Origin of the sequence: Dolichospermum circinale AWQC310F (assembly GCF_000426925.1) — a bacterium.
GTDB classification, from domain to species: Bacteria; Cyanobacteriota; Cyanobacteriia; order Cyanobacteriales; family Nostocaceae; genus Dolichospermum; species Dolichospermum circinale.
Map to the genome: position 1 here is coordinate 61088 of NZ_KE384678.1, position 677 is coordinate 61764.

1 protein-coding gene is annotated in these 677 nt (G+C 42.2%); it reads left to right on the forward strand.

Annotated features, from left to right (window positions below; all coding sequences use genetic code 11):
* Positions 1–677: cadherin domain-containing protein (locus ACIR310F_RS23630; RefSeq protein WP_196803199.1), on the forward strand; the 677-nt coding region annotated here is incomplete at both ends.

Sequence of the window (677 nt, forward strand, 5' to 3'; positions counted from 1 at the left end):
CTTCAGGACTACAAATCATTGATATTAGCAACCCCACAAACCCCACCCTCAAGGGCAATTATAATACATCTGACAGTGCTAATGGTGTGCAAGTAGTCGGTAACTACGCTTATGTAGCCGACGGTGGTGCAGGACTACAAATCATTGATATTAGCAACCCCACAAACCCCACCCTCAAAGGCAATTATGATACACCTAGCGATGCTATAGATGTGCAAGTTGTCGGTAGTTATGCTTATGTAGCTGATTCTTATTCAGGACTACAAATCATTGATATTAGCAACCCCACTACCCCCACCCTCAAAGTCAATTATGGTAATGGCAGACCTTTTGGTGTACAAGTAGTGGGTAGCTACGCTTATGTAGCTGATGAGTACGGTGGTTTAAAGATTATTAATGTCAGTGATTTAAACCAAGCACCCACCAACCTCACACTCTCCACCAGCACAATTGCAGAAAACCAAGTTATTGGTACAGTGGTTGGTAATCTCACCACTACAGACCCAGATACAGGAAACACCTTTACTTATAGCTTAGTTAGCGGCACAGGTGCAACGGATAATAGTTTATTTACCATTAGCAATAATCAACTTAGAACCAACGTTGTATTTGACTTTGAAGCCAAAAACAGTTACAGCATTAGAGTCAAAACCACAGACCAGGGTGGGTTGTCCTAC